Annotated in this window: 13 protein-coding genes; 4 read left to right on the plus strand and 9 right to left on the minus strand. The window is 68.5% G+C overall.

Annotation, left to right across the window (positions count from 1 at the left end):
• The 3 genes from A5624_RS17480 to A5624_RS17490 form a co-directional block, all read right to left on the minus strand.
• Positions 1 to 1,013 (minus strand): amino acid permease (locus tag A5624_RS17480; RefSeq protein WP_066868592.1); only part of this gene is annotated, 1,013 nt, incomplete at its 3' end.
• Positions 1,014 to 1,055: 42 nt separating this feature from the next.
• A complete protein-coding gene (locus A5624_RS17485; protein ID WP_066868593.1) occupies positions 1,056 to 2,402 on the minus strand; it encodes an MFS transporter in 1,347 nt (448 codons plus the stop codon).
• 6 nt (positions 2,403 to 2,408) lie between these two features.
• The gene (locus tag A5624_RS17490) at positions 2,409 to 3,554 is read right to left on the minus strand and encodes an LLM class flavin-dependent oxidoreductase (RefSeq protein WP_066868594.1); all 1,146 of its coding nucleotides are present in this window, start codon (positions 3,552 to 3,554) and stop codon (positions 2,409 to 2,411) included.
• Positions 3,555 to 4,000: 446 nt separating this feature from the next.
• Here A5624_RS17490 and A5624_RS17495 point away from each other — a divergent pair, with 446 nt between their 5' ends.
• From A5624_RS17495 to A5624_RS17505, 3 genes are all read left to right on the plus strand, one after another.
• The gene (locus tag A5624_RS17495; protein WP_197499568.1) at positions 4,001 to 4,864 is read left to right on the plus strand and encodes an esterase family protein; all 864 of its coding nucleotides are present in this window, start codon (positions 4,001 to 4,003) and stop codon (positions 4,862 to 4,864) included.
• A gap of 51 nt (positions 4,865 to 4,915) precedes the next feature.
• Positions 4,916 to 7,039 carry an acyltransferase family protein gene (locus A5624_RS17500; protein ID WP_082990596.1) on the plus strand — a complete coding sequence of 708 codons (2,124 nt, stop codon included), beginning with the start codon at positions 4,916 to 4,918 and terminating at the stop codon, positions 7,037 to 7,039.
• 279 nt (positions 7,040 to 7,318) lie between these two features.
• Complete coding sequence (locus tag A5624_RS17505) at positions 7,319 to 10,636, plus strand: LuxR C-terminal-related transcriptional regulator (protein ID WP_066868614.1); 3,318 nt, start codon at positions 7,319 to 7,321, stop codon at positions 10,634 to 10,636.
• A gap of 1 nt (position 10,637) precedes the next feature.
• Here A5624_RS17505 and A5624_RS17510 read toward each other — a convergent pair whose 3' ends face one another.
• On the minus strand, positions 10,638 to 11,324 hold the full coding sequence (locus A5624_RS17510) for a GDSL lipase (RefSeq protein ID WP_066868600.1): 687 nt from the start codon (positions 11,322 to 11,324) through the stop codon (positions 10,638 to 10,640).
• Positions 11,325 to 11,414: 90 nt separating this feature from the next.
• Positions 11,415 to 12,650 carry an acyltransferase gene (locus A5624_RS17515; RefSeq protein ID WP_066868604.1) on the minus strand — a complete coding sequence of 412 codons (1,236 nt, stop codon included), beginning with the start codon at positions 12,648 to 12,650 and terminating at the stop codon, positions 11,415 to 11,417.
• 366 nt (positions 12,651 to 13,016) lie between these two features.
• Between A5624_RS17515 and A5624_RS17520 the strand changes: the two genes are divergently transcribed.
• Entirely contained in the window at positions 13,017 to 13,457 is a 441-nt protein-coding gene (locus tag A5624_RS17520; RefSeq protein WP_066868606.1) for an STAS domain-containing protein, read from the plus strand.
• Here the strand turns inward: A5624_RS17520 and A5624_RS17525 are convergent.
• From A5624_RS17525 to A5624_RS17540, 4 genes are all read right to left on the minus strand, one after another.
• Positions 13,441 to 13,701, minus strand: a complete 261-nt coding sequence (locus A5624_RS17525) for a hypothetical protein (protein ID WP_066868608.1) — start codon at positions 13,699 to 13,701, stop codon at positions 13,441 to 13,443. The two genes, A5624_RS17520 and A5624_RS17525, sit on opposite strands and share 17 nt — an antisense overlap.
• On the minus strand, positions 13,698 to 14,249 hold the full coding sequence (locus A5624_RS17530) for a DUF3093 family protein (RefSeq protein ID WP_066868617.1): 552 nt from the start codon (positions 14,247 to 14,249) through the stop codon (positions 13,698 to 13,700). Before A5624_RS17530 ends, A5624_RS17525 begins: the two co-directional genes overlap by 4 nt.
• A gap of 13 nt (positions 14,250 to 14,262) precedes the next feature.
• The gene (hemB, locus tag A5624_RS17535) at positions 14,263 to 15,246 is read right to left on the minus strand and encodes a porphobilinogen synthase (RefSeq protein WP_082984722.1); all 984 of its coding nucleotides are present in this window, start codon (positions 15,244 to 15,246) and stop codon (positions 14,263 to 14,265) included.
• A 52-nt stretch (positions 15,247 to 15,298) separates the two neighbouring features.
• Positions 15,299 to 16,882 (minus strand): uroporphyrinogen-III synthase (locus A5624_RS17540; RefSeq protein ID WP_082990597.1); only part of this gene is annotated, 1,584 nt, incomplete at its 5' end.

The raw sequence follows: 16,882 nt of genomic DNA on the forward strand, positions 1-16,882 counted from the left end.
ACCGCCGACGAGCACAGGATCGCGATGTGGGGGACGCCGCGTCCGCTCAGCCTGACCAATCGCGTCGGCGCCTCGCCCCGCTCGGCGAGTACGAACAACATGCGCGACGCGGTGTAGAGACCGGAGTTCAGGCAGGACAGCACCGCGGTCAGCACCACCGCGTTCATCACCTGATCGGCGCCGCCCAGCCCCATGTGTTTGAGCGCGGCCACGTACGGCGAGGCGCCGAGTTCCACGGAGTCCCAGGGCAACAGCACCACGAGCAGGAAGACCGAACCGACGAAGAAGATCCCGATGCGGGCCACCACCGAGCGGGTCGCCTTTTGCACCGCGAGCTCGGGGTCGCGGCTTTCCGCGGCGGCGACGGTGACGATCTCGGCGCCCACCATGGAGAAGATCACCACCACGATGGCGGCGAACACCGCACCCACGCCGTGGGGAAAGAACCCGCCGTGCGATCCCAGATTGGCCAGACCACCGTGATGGCCCGGCACCAGTCCTGCGACATACACCGTTCCCACCACGAGGAAGATCACGATGGTCGCGACTTTGATTCCGGCGAACCAGAATTCGAATTCACCGAACGACGACACCGAGAACAGGTTGGTCGCCGTCATCAACACCATCAGGCACAGCGACAGCAGCCATAGCGGTGCGTGGAACCAGTAGTTGAGCACCTTGCCGCCGGCGACCGCCTCGAAACCCACCACGATCACCCAGAAGTACCAATACAGCCACGCGACCGAGAAGCCCGCCCAGCCGCCCAGGGCCTTGGCCGCGTAGTCGGCGAACGATCCGGTCGAGGGGTTCGCGGCCGCCATCTCACCGAGCATCCGCATCACCAACACGATGAGCACACCGCAAAGCGCGTAGGTGAGAAACGCGGCAGGACCGGTGTTTTTGATCACCACCCCGGACCCGACGAACAGGCCGGCGCCGATCACGCCGCCGAGCGCGATCATGCTGAGCTGCCGCTGCGACAGCCCTTGGCGCAGTTGCGGATTGCTGGCCATGCCCGGACGCTAGCGGGCTTTGCGGCCCGCAGCAACAACGACTTACAGGTACAGGTCGCGATCGCGGATCAGGGCCGTGGCGATCACGCTGATCACCGCGGTGGCAACCAGATACCCGCAGGCCAGCCATGGCGCGCCACCGACGGCCGCGATCAGCGAGGTGAGAATCATCGGCGTCACCCCGGACGCGTACACGCCCGAGAACTGGTAGACGAACGACAAACCGGTGTAGCGGGTGCCGGTCGGATACAGCGACGAATACAAGGTGCCCTGGGCGCCGTAGAACAGCGCGTGCACGACACCGAACACGAGGACCATCGCCAGCCCGAACCAGACCAGGTTCCTGGTGCCGAACAAGGCGAACGCCGGAAAGGCCGCCAGACCGTAGAGGGCCACACCGACCAGGTACACCCGTCGTGCACCGTACCGGTCGGTCAACGCGCCCGAGACGGGCAGCAGCACCGCCATCAGCAGGGCGGCGATGGTCACCACCACCAGAACCGAGACCTTGTTGAAGCCCAGGGCACCGGTGGCGTAACTGATCGCGAAAACCCCCCAGGTGTTGAAGGCCGAACCTTCCGCCCAACGAGACAGCAGCCCCAGCAAGGTGTTTCGCCGGGACCGTGGTTCGCGGACGATGTCGCGGATGGGCGCGGTCGACGCGGCCTCGAGCTCGCCCAGCTCACGAAACGCCGGGGTCTCTTCGACCCGCAGCCGCACCACCACGCCGATCGCCACCAGCAGCACGCTCAGCAGGAAGCCGATGCGCCAGCCGTAGGACAGAAACCGCGTCTGGCCCAAGGCGACCTGCAGGAAGGCGAACACGCCGGTGCCCAGGGCCAGACCCAGGGCCAACCCCACCTGCGGGATCGCGCCGTAGCGGCCGCGCCGGTCGCCGGGGCTGTGTTCGACGGCCAGCAGCACGGCCCCGCCCCACTCACCGCCGAGCGCGAAACCCTGCAGCACCCGCAGTGCCAGCAGCAGCACCGGCGCCCACGCGCCGATCTGGGCGGCCGTGGGCAATGCCCCGATCAGTGCCGTCGCGCCGCCCATGATCAGCATGGTCAACGCCAGGCTGCGCTTGCGGCCGATGCGATCGCCGATGTGGCCGAACACCAGCCCGCCGATGGGCCGCATGACGAACCCGACGGCGAAGGTCGCGAACGCCAAAAGCGTTCCCACCAAGGAACTCTCGTTGGGAAAGAACACCTTGTTGAACACCAGGCCCGCCGCGGTGGCGTACAGGAAGAAGTCGTACCACTCGACCGTGGTGCCCAGCAGGCTCGCCGCGACCACGATGCGCAGCCGCCGGCGCCGCTGCGCGGCGGATTCGTCTACCGTGTCGGGAGCCCGGCCGGCGGGTGCGGACGCGGGCAGCGTGGCTGCCATGACCCCTTAGTGCGCCGAGGCGACCGCGAACGGCGTACCCGCGGCCGGATGCGACTGGCGGTTGGGGTGGCGCCACAACCCCATCCGCTCCAGGATCGGCAGCACGCCCTCGCCGAACCAGTAGGCCTCTTCCAGATGCGGATATCCCGACAAGATGAAGTGGGAGATGCCCAGTTTGGCGTATTCGGCCAGCCGCTCGGCGACCTCGGCGTGGGAGCCGACCAGCGCGGTGCCCGCTCCCCCGCGGACCAGGCCCACCCCGGCCCACAGGTTGGGCGCGACCAGCAACTTGCTGCTGTCGCCGCCGTGCAGGTCCAGCATGCGGCGCTGGCCCTCGGATTCGCTGCGCGCCAGGCTGCTCTGCACCCGCTCGATGTCGGCGGGATCGATCGCGGACAGCAACCGATCGGCCTCCGCCCAGGCCTCGGCGGAGGTATCACGGCTGATCACGTGAATCCGCAAGCCGTACTGCAGGATTCGGCCGGCGTCGACGGCCAGCCCGCGGATCCAGTCCAGCTTCTTGGCGACCGCGGTCAGCGGTTCGCCCCAGGTGAGGTACACGTCGGTGTGCTTGGCCGCCACCGGTCCGGCCGATGCCGACGATCCACCGAAGAACACCGCCGGTATCGGGTCGGGCGGGTTGTTCAGTTGGGCACCCTCGACCTGAATGTGCTCCCCGGCGAAGGTCACCGGCTCGTTCGAGGTCCACAGCTGCCGCACCACGTGCAAGAACTCGGCGGTGCGGGCATACCGCGCCTCCTTGTCCAGGAAGTCGCCATAGGCGCGCTGCTCGTGCGGTTCACCGCCGGTGACGACATTGAGCAGCAGCCGTCCGTCCGAGTGCCGCTGGAACGTCCCGGCCATCTGGGCGGCCAGGGTGGGACTGAGCATGCCGGGACGGAACGCGACCAGGAACTTCAGGGTCTCGGTCGATTCGACCAGCATCGCCGTCGTCAACCACGCGTCCTCACACCACAATCCCGTCGGCGTGAGGACCGCCTCGAAACCGTTGTCTTCGGCGGCCGTACAAATCTGGTGCAGGTACTTCAGTGTCGCGGGCCGATTGCCCGACATCGGCGTGCCGTGCCCGCCCGCGACCAGATTCCGCGAATCGCCGTAGGTCGGCAGAAACCAATGAAACGCGAGACTCAATTCACAATCCTCTTTCGCTCCGCTGTGGGCCCTGTGCAGCAACCGTCCATCCTGCTGAAGTCACCGCCGAGGGGCGAGGGTTGAAACCTGCGAGATTGCATCCCCGTCCGGGCGCCGCCGTCACCACGGCAACCCGCGGCGCCGAGCGCCGAGCGGGGACGTCCGGGCGCCGGACGGGCGGCACCCGCGCACCGCATCTGCGCTGTCCCGGAAGGCAATACGATCGCAATGATTCAGGCGGCGGCATCCGGCGATAACGGCGCTACGATGACTACGATCTTCCGCGCGATGCCGCAACCCGGCGCCACCATCGCCCTGGCCGGTGACTGCCCGACGCCGGAAAAGATCACCGCTGCGTGACCGAATGGTCACACCGGATCACACAATGCTTCCAATACGGCGTGGCTCGGCGGGTAATCCCCGGTCAGCGCGGCATTATTGCGATCATGCCTGACCTCACACGCCGAGCGGTGCTCCGGATGGGCGCCGGTGGCACCCTCGGAGCCGCCGGCGTGCTCGCATTCAGCTCCCTGCTGGCTCCCGGAACGTCGCACGCCGCGACGTTGCCGCAGGCTCCCGCGCCGTTCGAGCCGCCGACGGCGGGCAAGACCCTGCCGACCAAGCTGACCGGTTCTTTCGTCTCGGCGGCCCGTGGGGGCATCAAGACCAATTACGTGATCGCGGTGCCGCCGGGGCAGACCGGGATGCTGCGCCCGGTGATCGCCCTGCACGGCGTGGACGGGGATGCGAACCAGATGCTCGACATGGGCGTCCCGGACGGGCTGGCCCAGCTGGTCAAGGAGGGCAAGCCGCCGTTCGCGGTGGTCGGCGTCGACGGCGGCAACACCTATTGGCACAAAAGGACTTCCGGTGAGGACTCCGGCGCCATGGTGCTCGACGAGCTGCTGCCGATGCTCTCGACGATGGGTTTCGACACCTCCCGGGTCGGCTTCATGGGGTGGTCAATGGGCGGCTACGGGGCGCTTCGCCTGGGCGCCAAGCTCGGCCCGTCGCGCACCGCCGGCATCTGCGCAATCAGCCCGGCGCTGTACACCTCCTATGCGACCAGCGCCCCCGGGGCGTTCGACAGCAACGACGACTTCGTGCAGAACAGCGTGCTCGGCCTGCCGGCACTGAATTCGATTCCGCTGCGCGTGGACTGCGGCAACTTCGACCGCTTCTACTTCGCCACAAAGCAATTCGTCTACCAGTTGAAAACCCAACCGGCGGGCAGCTTCTCGCTGGGCGGCCATGACATCGCCTACTGGCGAAGCCAACTGCCCGGCGAGCTGGCCTGGATGGCGACCTAGCCCACGCAGATGACACTTCGGGAGCAATCGGTCGCCAGCAGCCCACAACAGGTGGAGCGGCGGACCGCCCGAAGGGGATTCCGGCCCGACATCGAGGGACTGCGCGCCGTCGCGGTGATCGCCGTCGTGCTCTACCACGCCGGCATCCCCGGAATCACCGGCGGCTACATTGGTGTGGACGTCTTCTTCGTCATCTCCGGGTTCCTCATCACCGGGCTGCTGTTTCGCGAGGCGAGCACCACGAATACCGTTGCGCTGGGCCGGTTTTACGGTGCGCGCGCCCGACGGCTGCTGCCGGCCGCGGCCATCGTCGGCACCATCACCGCGATCGGTGCCGCCGCGGTGCTGCCGCCGCTGCAGGCGCGCAGCGTGTTCCTCGACGGCATCGCCAGCGCCCTGTACGTCGGCAACTACCGGTTCGCGCTGCGCGGCACCGACTACCTGACCACCGACGCGCCGTCACCGTTTCAGCACTACTGGTCGCTGGGGGTGGAGGAGCAGTTCTACCTGGTGTGGCCGCTGCTCATCATCGCCACGGCCTGGTTGCTGCGGCGCATCCCGCGCCTGCGCGGTGACGCGACGCGCGCGACACCGTACGCGGTGATCCTCGCGACGGTGGCCGCGGCGTCGTTGACCGCAGGCGCGGTGTGGACCCGCACCTCGCCGTCGTGGGCGTTCTTCTCGCTGCCCACCCGCGCCTGGGAGCTGGCGGCCGGCGGCCTGGTGGCCCTGTCGATCCAGCAGTGGCGCCGGCTGTCGCTGCGAACGGCGTCGATCGTCGGGTGGGGCGGTCTGGCGTTGATCCTGCTGACCTGCACCCAACTCAACTCCCACACGCCTTATCCCGGCACCGAGGCGCTGCTGCCGGTGCTGGGCACCGCGCTGATCATCGGCGGCGGCGCCGTCACCGGGGGGCTGGGGCCCGGCCGCCTGCTGTGCCGCCCGGCGATGCGCGCGATCGGCCGGATCTCCTACTCCTGGTACCTGTGGCACTGGCCGGTGCTGCTGCTGATGCCGGCGCTGCTCGGTGAGCCCGCGGGGCTGCCGGCCCGGCTGAGCGCGACGGCCGTGTCGGCCGGGCTCGCCGTCATCACCCTTCATTTGGTCGAGAATCCCGGCCGCTTCGCCGCCGCGCTGCGCCGCTCGGCGAAAGTCAGCCTGGTGGTGGCGGGCGGCGCGAGTGCCGCCACCGCGTGCGCATGCATGCTGCTGCTCAACGTGATACCGGCACCGGTGGGGCACGGGGTCGCCGCTCCCCGCGCCAACATCATCGCGACGCCCCCGTCCAGCGTCCCCGCCGTCAGCGCGCAGGAAGCGGCGGTTCGTCAGGCGTTCGACCAGGCCCGCATGGCGCTCGCCGCGGCCGTCGGCCTGCGAGCCGTCCCGTCGAACCTGGACCCGCCGCTGCCCAAGGCGCCCGCCGACAAGGCCGCGGTGTTCGTCAACGGTTGCGTGCGCTCCTGGCGCGACGTCGGACAAAGCGAGTGCGCGACCGGCGACACCGCCTCGCCGACCACCGTCGCCCTGATCGGCGACTCGCACGCCGCCATGTGGAACCCCGCGTTCGAGCAGCTCGCCGAGCAACGGCACTGGCGGCTGGAGACGCTGGCCAAGGTGACCTGCCCGCTGCAGGACCTGCGCATCGTGAGCCCGTACCTGGGCCGCGAGTACACCGAATGCGAACAGTGGCGCAACCAGATCATGAGCCGGATGAGGGCCGAACACCCGCGCCTGATCGTGCTGGACATGAGCCGGCGCTACGGCGGGGACTTCGGCTTCGCCTCCTACGACCCGGCCTGGATCGACACCCTCGGGCGCACCGTGGCGCAGCTGCGCGACACCGGCGCGACCGTCCTGGTGCTCGGGCCCGCACCCGACCCGCATTCGTCGGCGCCGACCTGCCTGTCCGCCCACCTCGACGACGTAAACGCCTGCACGCCAACGAAGGCCGCGGCGGTGGACGGCGACGGGATCGCCGCCGAGCAGGCGGTGACGGCCCGCAGCGGCGGCCACTACGCCGACCTGACCGACATGTTCTGCACCCCTGACCGCTGCCCGATCGTCGTCGGCAACACGCTGGTCTTCCGCGACGACAACCATGTGACAACCGAGTACGCGCAGTTGGTGGCACCGCTTATGGGTGCGCTCGCGGACCGCGCCCTGACGAACGGGTGAACGGCAATGAACTTCTCGTGGTCGACCGACGTCAGATCAGTGAAGGGTTTTTGGAGGTCTTAGGGTCATGTCTCCGCTGTTGCTGGTCTGCATCGCACTAGCCGCGCCCTTCGCCGGAATCGGCTTCCTGCATGTGCAGGACCGCCTGGAGCGCTGGGACTACGAGCGGCACGCCGACGACTGATTCGCCCCTTAGCAAAGGACCATTCTCGGTAGATCCGCATGGTCGCGGCCGCGGTGTACGCGATTGTGCTGATGTTTTCCCCGCGCGGCGCCCGCATGCTGGCTAACATGATCAGGATTGATCCGCCGGCGGACATGCCGCTGCTGAATTGGAGCGAGCAGAGCGTGAGCGAGCTGCCCACTGGAACGGTGACGCTGCTGCTCGCCGACGTCGAAGGCTCGACGCGGCTGTGGGAAACCCAGTCCGACACCATGACGACCGCGCTCGAGCAGCTCAACCGGACGGTCAACGAGCTGGTGGCCAGCTACGGCGGCGTGCGGCCGGTCGAACAGGGCGAGGGCGACAGTTTCGTGCTGGCGTTCGCGCGGGCCAGCGACGCGGTCGCCTGCGCGCTGCAGATTCAGCTAACCGTGCAGCCGCCGATCCGGATCCGCCTGGGGCTGCACACCGGTGAGATTCAGCTGCGCGACACCGGTAACTACGCGGGAAGCACCATCAACCGGACCGCACGCCTGCGCGACCTCGCCCACGGCGGCCAGACCGTGCTGTCCGGCGCGACCGAACCGTTGGTGATCGACCGGTTGCCCGCCGATGCGTGGCTGACGGACCTGGGCGAGCACGCACTGCGGGATCTACCCCGACCGGAACGGGTCTTCCAACTCAGCCACCCCGGTTTGCGCAATGACTTCCCGCCGCTGCGCACAGCGAATGACGTTGTGGGAAACCGCCTTCCGAGCCAGTTGACCAGCTTCGTCGGCCGCGGCGCCCAAATCGACGACATCGCACAGATTTTGAAGGAAAACCGGTTGGTGACCCTGACCGGGGCGGGCGGCGTCGGCAAGACCCGGTTGGCGGTGCAGGTCGCCGACCAGATCGGCGCCGGGTTCTCCGGCGGGGCGTGGTTCATCGACCTTGCCCCGGTGACCAATCCGTTGGTGGTCCCCGTCACCGTGGCACGCACGTTGGGTCTTCCCGACCAGCCGGGCCGCTCCACGATGGAGACCCTGTCCCGCTACGTCGCCAACCGAAAGATGTTGCTGATTCTGGACAATTGCGAGCACCTGCTGGACGCCAGCGCGGCGCTGGTGGTGGCGTTGCTGGAGGCGGGACCCGAGGTCACCGTGCTGGCGACCAGCCGCGAGCCGATCGGCATCGTGGGCGAGCTGACCTGGCGGGTGCCGTCGCTGTCGGTGGAAGGTGAGGCCGTCGAACTGTTCGTCGATCGCGCCCGCCGTACCCGTCCGGATTTCGTTCTCACCGAGGCTAATTCGTCGGCGATTGCCGAGATCTGCCGTCGCCTCGACGGGATGCCGCTGGCGATAGAGCTCGCCGCGGCCCGGACCCGCACGCTGTCGCTGAGCCAGATCGTCGACGGCTTGCATCACAACTTTCGCCTGCTCGCCGGAGGTGCGCGCACCGCGGTTCGCCGTCAGCAGACGCTGCGCGCGTCCATCGACTGGTCGCACGCCATGCTCACCGAACCGGAACGCGTCCTGTTCCGCCGGCTGGCGGTGTTCATGGGCGGTTTCGACCTGGACGCCGCGCACGCCGTGGGCGCCGACACCGACGCCGAGCACTTCCAGCTGATCGATCTGCTCGGGCTGCTCGTCGACAAGTCGCTGGTCGTGACCGACGAAATCGACGGCATCATGCGCTACCGCCTGCTGGAGACCGTCCGCCAGTACGGTCTGGAGAAACTTGCCGAGTCGGGCGAGGCCGAGGTGGTGCGGACCCGGTACCGCGACCACTACACCGCCACCGCGGTGACGCTGGAATCGCAGATTCGCGGCGACGGAACGCCATTGGTGCCGTGGGCCGAACTCGAAATGGACAACCTGCGGGCGGCACACGCGTGGAGTTGCGACGCGGGCGAATTCGGGCTCGCGCTGCAGGTCGTCTCGTCGCTGCAGCGAGTTTGGGTGACGCGCGGGCGATTTCGGGAGGGTGTGGCCGGGTTCGACGCGGTCTTCACCGACGAGCGTTATAGCGATGACGCTGTCGCCCCGGAGATCTGGGTACGCGCGGTGGCCGATGCCAACCTGCTGGCGGTCTGGCACTCCGTCCCGACCAGCCCGCAGCGGGCAGAGGAAGCGTTGGCCGCTGCCCGTCAACTGGGCGACCACGCACTGTTGGTGAGTATCCTGCTGGCCTGCGCCGTACTGGCGATGAACGAAGCCGCGCTGGCGGAGCCGTATTTCGCCGAGGCGGCTGAGCTGGCCCGCGCCGCGGGTGACGACGCCGCGCTTTACCACGTGCGTTGCTATCAATGCTTCGTCGGCAACGTCAGCGGTGATCCCGTCGCTTCGCAGGCCGCCGGCGAGGAAGGGCGTGCCCTCGCGGACCAGTTGGGCGACAGCTTCATGTCGCGCTACGGCCGGGTGTTTCTCACCGGCGCGTTAGCGATGCAGGGCAAGTTCGCCCAGGCGCTACGGGTATCGCGTGCGCTGGTCGAAGAAGCCCGGGCCGCACAGGATCTCGCGATGGAAACATTCGGCCTCATGACGCTGGCACAGGCGCTGACGTTCACTGGCGATGCCGCCGCGGGCCGCGCCGCGGCGCAAGTAGCCTTGGACAACGGTGCTGCCATGGGCGGTTTCCATGAGGACACCGCGTACGTGGCGCTGGCCAACGCCGAGTTGGCAAGCGGCGACGTCGCGGCGGCCAGGGATGCGTGTGAGGCGGCCTGGCAGTCGACCTCTCCGCTCAAGGAGCTGTTTGTGCGCAGCCTGGCGCCCATGACCGATGCGGCCTTGGGCTGTGGTGACCTCGTGGCCGCTCGCCGCTGGGCCGACGATGCCGTCGCCGTGGTTCCGGGAAGTCATCGGGTGATGGTGCTGACCGCGCGGGCGGCAGTCGCGGTCGCGCAAGGCGAACCGCAGCAGGCCGAACGCGATCTGTACGAGGCTTTGGAAACCGCCGAACGCACCGGCGGCTACCTGCAGCTGCCCGGCGCCCTCGAACGCCTCGCCGCCCTGGCCGCCGACACCAGCCCGGAGCACGCCGCCCGGCTGTTCGGTGCGGCCGAGGGCATCCGCCGCCGCCATGGCGAGGTACGGTTCCAGGTGTTTCAGGCCGCCTACGACGACTCGGTGACGCAAGCACGAGAAACACTGGGCGACAGCGCATTCGAATCGGCATGGTCCGAAGGCATGGCGCTATCCACCCAGGAGGCCATCAGCTACGCGCGGCGCGGCCGCGGTGCACGCGGACGCCCGGCCAGCGGATGGGAGTCCCTGACTCCCACCGAGCGCGACGTCATCCGGCTCGTCAGCCAAGGACTGCCCAACAAAGACGTCGCGGCGCGGCTGTTCATCTCTCCGCGCACCGTCCAGACCCATCTGACGCACGTGTACGCCAAACTGGCGGTGTCCTCGCGGGTTCAGCTGGCCCGGGAAGCCGCCCGCCACGCCTGAGTCAGGTCGACAGCTGGGTGCGAATCAGTGGAACGATCTTGTCCGCCATGTACTGGTGCCCCGCGTCGTTCGGATGAACGCCGTCCGCACCGATCAGGTCGGGCCGGCCGACGAACCAGTGTTCGGCGATCGGGTCGATGAAGGTTGCCCCCGCCGCCCCGGCCGCGCCGCCGAGAATGTCGCGGATCACAAACATCGAAGGCGGCACGTCGGCGGTCGGCCACGGCGGTCCGATCACCAGCAGCCGCGCCGCCGGCGCCAGCCGGCGCGCCAGATCCAAAGCGGCGTGGGTTTTTTCGGTCAGGTACCCGGGATCGACCCCTTGGTCGTTGCGGGACCCGAAGAACACCACCAGCGCGTCGTCGGGCTGCACCGCCTTGGGCGTCAGATCCTCGAAGATGCTGCCGTGGTCGCCGGGTGTGCCATAACCGGCCCTGCCTTCCGCCGCCACGCTGCCCGAGATCCGCGAACCGCGTGACCCGAGCACCTGAAAGGCGCGCGACGTCCAGGATCTGGAACCCAGACCGCCCTCATCGGTTCCGGTGGTATACGAGTCCCCCACCACCGCCACATGATTCAGCCGGAAGTCGAGCGTCAGTGTCTCGTAGGTGCGCACCTGCACCGGGTATGCGATGCCTACGCCCGCCAGAAAACTCAACCCAATGAGAAAGGTGGCCAGACGACTCACTCTCACCTCCACTGTCAACGGCATCGTCGGGTGCCGCCGCGTCCTCATCAAGTATTCCCCGTGAGTCGCGGCCGGCCGCTGAGGCAGCCATCACACCGCGCGGGCCGAAACCGCTTCCAGCGGACGGTCGATCGGATGCAGCTTACTGTTTGGCTCGCCGGGATCGCTTCTCGCGTTGACGACCCTGACATCGACCATCTTGCGCATCCAGCGGCGGGCGGGCTCTTCGACGCCGTGATACAGCAGCACCGAGGCGCCCAGGGCGATCGCGAGCAGCCCGATGATGTTCCACTTCCACGGGTTATCCAAAGTCGGCAGCTCGAATTGCTCCACGGCCCATCCCCAGGAGGTGTGCACCAGCTCGTGCACCATGTACAGGCAGAACGAGATCTTGCCGCCGTACACCATCACTCGGGTCGACAGCACCCGCGGCAGGCTGCCCAGCCCCACGGCCAGCGAAATCACCAGCGGAACGAACAACACGTCGACGACGCCACCGCTGTCGTTCTCCACGACTCCCGATATCGGGTGCGCGCCAAACCAATACAGCACGCCCACCATGGCGGCCAGCAGCAGCAGGGACACGTATCCGGCGACGCGGCGGCCGCGATCGGTCAGGCGCAGCCTGCGCACCGCGGCGCAGGCCAGCGCGCCGGCGGTGAACTGGGTGACGATTCGGGGCAGCCAGCTCCACGGGGTGTAGAAGTGGCCACTGGCGAGCAACATCAGCACCGGCGGCAGCGACGCCGCGAAGGCCAGGACCATCAAGCTGCGCGCCCTGGTCGCCTGTTTCATCCGCAACAGGACCAGCACCATGACGGCGAAGAGCACGTAGGCCAGCCATTCCGCGCTGATCGACCAGGCCGGCCCATCCCAACTCGAGTCGTCGAAGAACGGCACAAACCACAACTGCACCAACAGGATTTGGCGCACGTAGCTAATCGCCGTGAGCGACGCCGCGTCCGGCGACGGCACATGACCGACGTGCAGGGTGAAGATCACCCACAGGGCGGCCAGATGCAGGGTGACCAGATACACCGGCCATACCCGGGCCAGCCGCAGCCACAGGAAATGCAGGGTCGCGCGGGTCGACCAGGACCGGCCCATGCGGTCGAGATAGTTGTAGGTCAGCACGAACCCGCTGAGGATGAAGAACAGGTCGACACCCTGGGCGCCGCAGTTGAGCACCGGGGCAAGGGCGTCGCGGAAATCGGGCGAGACGTCGCCGAGCATCGGCCGGAAGTGGAACAGCACCACCCAGAGCGCGGCGACAATGCGGAGCCCCGTCAGGGCCGTGATCTCGCCCCTGATCTCTCCGCCCCGCACGCTGCTCTTCCCGTCCGAATCGTGGCCGTTCCGTTTCGCGCTACTTCGGCCGAGCGGGAAATCTCGCCTTTTCACAAGCCCCCCGACTAGAACCGGCAGCCTTGGCAGCCTAGCAGCGCAATCGTCGGCTCGGGTGGACGGTTGTGGTGTGGCAAACCGGGTTCCGGGGTAATCCATGGGCCCGATGACCCGCTGGGCGTTTGCTCAGCCCTCGGTCGCAATGGGGCCGCATTCGCTTCTTAGCAAAGCGTTAGACACGGCTTCCGATCCCCTTAGGCTTGCGGCCTAACGTTTGAATCACACTTTGGTGAGCGTGGCGGCGCCCTCCGAAGACCGCGCGAGCGCCACGGAGAGTGAGGGGTCTGCATGACGATCGCAGGCAACCAGACCGGCCACGACAACTGCGTATTTGACTGCGACGGCGCACAAGTCCGGGCGCACTATCGCCACCTGGCGACCGTGGTGCACATTCGCGGCGAAATCGACGACGAAAATGTCGACCGCCTCAGTGACCACATCGCGCGGTTCACGCTGGGAGAAAACCCCGTGGTGCTCGACGTGGCGGACGTCAGTGAATTTGCTGAGGCCGGCATCTCGCTGCTGTACGCGTTTGACGCCGATTGTCGCGCCGCCGGGGTGGACTGGACCCTCGTCGCCAGCTCAGCGGTGACCCAGGTGCTAGATGACACCGGTCATGACGCCAGCTTCCCGATCATGCGCTCGGTTCACGAGGCGCTGCAGGATCGGGCCGACGCCATCGTGCTGCGCCGCCGGATGGCGTTGCCGCTGGTCAGGAAGACGCCTTAGCGCGCGAGCGCAACCGCCGCAGCCTGGCACCTCCGACGACCGCCAGCACCCCGGCTGTGGTCAACAGCACCAGCGTGAGCAGCAGCAGCTGCGGGTCATAGATCACCGACGTGGTGGAGGGTTGACCGTCCGCGATCGGCGCCACCGACACGGTGTGATGCGAGTGCCACCAGGACAGCCCCGAGCAGACGAACGCGGCGCCGGCCAGGCCGAGCTCGAGGATCGCGCGATAGCGGGCGTTCATTGCGCCGCCCCGGTGTCGTCGTCCCACTCCCGGTCGACGGCATCGGAGCGGGTCGGCTCCACCCGCTCCTGCACCAGTGGGGTCAGCGCGGCCCGCAGCTGACGATGCCGACGCGCCCAGGCCTGGGCGGTGCGGTCATTGGTGAGCTTGAGGCCGATGCCGACGCGTCCGCGCGGCACCCCGACCAGTTCGCCCAGGGCCCGGGCCGACTGCCAGCGCGCCAGGTCCTTCCCGGAGGCCTCGTGATTCTCGGGCTCGGGATACACCTTGACGATCTCGCGCACCAGAATCGTTTCGGTGCCCTGGCGCAGCGCGTCCTCGGTGAGCTCGACCGAGACGTGGATCCGGGCGGCCTTCACCTGTATCCCCAGGAACGCCGACACGAGCACCAGGAAGATCGCGGGGACCACCAGCGACACGGGGGCACCGCTCCAGATTTCGATCAGGATCATCGCCACCGCCGCGAGCGGGCCGCACGCCAACCACCACCAGCTCGCACCGGGTTCGTAGAACAACGGCTTGGGTGCGGTGTCGCCGCCGGTTGTCATCGCAAGCCCCATCTCACGAAAGCCACCCTGCCGCATCGGCGGCCCAATAGGTGAGAACGATATCGGCCCCGGCGCGCCGGATGCTGGTCAGCGACTCCAGCGCCGCGGCGCGCTCGTCGATCCAATTGTTCGCGGCGGCAGCGCAGATCATCGCGTACTCCCCCGACACCTGATAGGCGGCGACGGGAACGGGCGAGACGTCCGCCGCGGCCGCGACCACGTCGAGATAACTCATCGCCGGTTTGATCATCACGATGTCGGCGCCCTCGTCGAGATCGAGCGCGATCTCGCGCAGCGCCTCGCGGGCGTTGCCCGCCTCCTGCTGATAGGTGCGCCGGTCGCCGGACAGACTCGAGCTGACCGCCTCACGAAACGGGCCGTAGAACACCGAGGCGAATTTGGCGGCGTAGGCCAGGATCGCCACGTCGGTGAAGCCCGCGGCGTCCAACCCGTCGCGGATCGCGCCCACCTGTCCATCCATCATGCCGCTCGGTCCCACCACCTGAGCGCCCGATTCAGCTTGCGCCACAGCGAGTTCCACGTACCGGGCCACGGTGGCGTCGTTGTCGACCCGGCCCCGGCCGTCCAGGACGCCGCAGTGGCCGTGGTCGGTGAACTCATCCAGGCAGGTGTCGGCCATCAGCACGGTGGCCTCGCCGAGGTCCTTGGCCAGGTCTCGCAGCGCAACGTTGAGGATCCCGTCGGCGTCGGTCCCGGCCGAACCGATCGAATCCTTGTCCTCGTCGCGGGGCACGCCGAACAGCATCAACCCGCCCACCCCGGCGGCGACCGCGCTGGCGGCCGCGCTGCGCAACGAATCACGGGTGTGCTGCACCACGCCCGGCATGGACGTGATCGGCCGGGGTTCGTCGATGCCGTCGGCGACGAACATCGGCAGCACCAAATGCCTTGGCTCCAAGGAGGTTTGCGCCACCAGACGGCGCAATGCCGGGGTGGTGCGAAGCCGACGCGGGCGCTGCCGCGGGTAGGCACTCATGCTCGTTGAGTGGCGACCCGCTGCGCGCGCTCCAGCGCGCTTGCGATCGCCACTAGCGCCTGCGGCTCTTTTTGCGCGGCGGCGGCAGCGCACCCTCGGCGCGCAACCGCGCGGCGTGTTCGGCCAGCGCGTCGACCAGCGGACCAACCGCGGCGGTCTCGGGCTGGACATCCACCCGCAGGCCGAATTCGGCCGCGGTCTCTGCGGTTTTGGGGCCGATGCAGGCGATGATCGTCCGGGCGTGCGGCTTGCCGGCGATGCCGACCAGGTTGCGCACCGTGGAGCTGGACGTGAAGCACACGGCGTCGAAGCCACCGGTCTTGATCATCTCTCGCGTCTCCGCCGGTGGCGGGGCGGCCCGCACCGTCCGGTAGGCGGTGACATCCTCGATCTCCCAACCACGTTCGCGCAGACCCTCGGCCAGCGTCTCGGTGGCGATGTCCGCACGCGGCAGCAGGACCCGGTTGACCGGGTCGAAAATGCTGTCGTAGGGCGGGAAGTCGTCGAGCAGGCCCAGCGAGGACTGCTCACCGGCCGGCACCAGCTCCGGGCTGATCCCGAACGCGCGCACCCGGTCGGCGGTCGATTCGCCCACACACGCGATCTTCACTCCGGAGAACGCGCGCGCGTCCAGACCGAACTCGCCGAACTTCTCCCACACCGCGCGCACCGCGTTGGTGGAGGTGAACACCACCCACTGGAAGCGGCCGTCGACCAATCCCTTGACGGCCCTTTCCATCTGAGCGGGGCTGCGCGGCGGCTCGACGGCAATGGTCGGCACCTCGATGGGCAGCGCGCCGTAGGACGTCAGGCGTTCGCTCATCTCGCCGGCCTGGTCCTTGGTGCGCGGCACCAGCACGGTCCAGCCGTACAGCGCGCGGCTCTCCCACCAGTTCAGCTTCGCCCGGCTGGCCACCGTCTTGCCGATGGTCACCACCAGCGGTCCGGTCAGCGGACCGGCGGGGTCGGTGCCGCCCAGCACCGCCGAGTCGGTCAGGCCGTGCAGCGTGGTCTCGATCGAACGCTGCTGGCAGGTGGTGCCGTGCGCGGTCACCACGCACGGGGTGTTCTCGGCGAGCTCGTGCTCGATCAGGGTGCGTGCCGCATCGGCCAGATGCGACGACGTGGCCTGCAGGATCAGCGGACCGGGCGCGGCGGCCAGCGCCTCCCAATCCACTTGTGGGTCGCGCACGTCGGCCACGGTGTGCGAAGAGCCCAGCGGCAGCCCCGCATACGTCGGCACGGCATCGCTGGGGGCCAGCCCCGGCACGATCTCGATGTGCAGGTGGCTGCGCGCGACGGCGTTCACCTCGGTGATGACCGCGTCGACCGTCAGCGGGTCGCCGGCCACCAGGCGCACCACGTCCACGCCCGTGCGGGCCTCGGTGGTCAGCGTCTTGGCCACCTCGGCGGGATCACCCAGGGCCGGGCGAATGTCGGGACCACCGGAGATCACCGCCGGCTGCATCTTGGTCGGCTCGGATCCGCCGTCGCCGGTGGAGGCGGCCGGCTCCGCCGGAGCCGGGCCGGAAACCGGCGGCAGGTCTTTGCCGATCAGGGCCAGCACCGGCTCAGGCACGTCGGGGTCGGTGAACACCAGGGCGGCGTTCGCCAGCACCGTGGCGGCCCGGGTCGT

The organism is Mycobacterium sp. 1482292.6, assembly GCF_001672995.1.
GTDB lineage: Bacteria > Actinomycetota > Actinomycetes > Mycobacteriales > Mycobacteriaceae > Mycobacterium > Mycobacterium europaeum_A.

Coding starts and splice junctions, on each gene's coding strand:
- A5624_RS17485 (WP_066868593.1), bottom strand. CDS start 2,402: ATGGCAGCCACGCTGCCCGCGTCCGCACCCGCCGGCCGGGCTCCCGAC.
- A5624_RS17495 (WP_197499568.1), top strand. CDS start 4,001: ATGCCTGACCTCACACGCCGAGCGGTGCTCCGGATGGGCGCCGGTGGC.
- A5624_RS17505 (WP_066868614.1), top strand. CDS start 7,319: ATGCTGGCTAACATGATCAGGATTGATCCGCCGGCGGACATGCCGCTG.
- A5624_RS17520 (WP_066868606.1), top strand. CDS start 13,017: ATGACGATCGCAGGCAACCAGACCGGCCACGACAACTGCGTATTTGAC.
- A5624_RS17525 (WP_066868608.1), bottom strand. CDS start 13,701: ATGAACGCCCGCTATCGCGCGATCCTCGAGCTCGGCCTGGCCGGCGCC.
- A5624_RS17530 (WP_066868617.1), bottom strand. CDS start 14,249: ATGACAACCGGCGGCGACACCGCACCCAAGCCGTTGTTCTACGAACCC.
- hemB (WP_082984722.1), bottom strand. CDS start 15,246: ATGAGTGCCTACCCGCGGCAGCGCCCGCGTCGGCTTCGCACCACCCCG.